The sequence below is a fragment of the Sedimentibacter sp. B4 genome (genome assembly GCF_000309315.1).
GTDB classification, from domain to species: Bacteria; Bacillota; Clostridia; order Tissierellales; family Sedimentibacteraceae; genus Sedimentibacter; species Sedimentibacter saalensis.
The window spans coordinates 1-228 of sequence record NZ_CANG01000898.1; the positions used below are offsets into that span (position 1 = coordinate 1).

General features: G+C 69.3%; 1 protein-coding gene. It reads left to right on the forward strand.

What is annotated here, in order from left to right; translation table 11 throughout:
- A partial coding sequence (locus BN358_RS27930; protein WP_232233313.1) for a hypothetical protein occupies positions 1–198 on the forward strand: 198 nt, incomplete at its 5' end.
- Positions 199–228: the final 30 nt, after the last annotated feature.

Below are 228 nucleotides of genomic sequence, written 5' to 3' on the forward strand. Positions count from 1 at the left end.
CGGGAGTTCCGGTTGCTCGACCCGATCCGACAGCGGACCGCGATCAGCGAGTTGCGGACGCGCTCGGTTTCCTACGACCAGATCGCCCGGGTCACCGGCCTGAGCGCGTCGACGGTGAAGCGTCGCCATGCGTCCTCGGTCGGGAGAGTCAGGCCAGCGGACGCGGGGCTCGGTTCGACGGGGTGGGGTGGCCGATAAGGAGAACCGTCCCCTTTTCGGCCAGGCCGA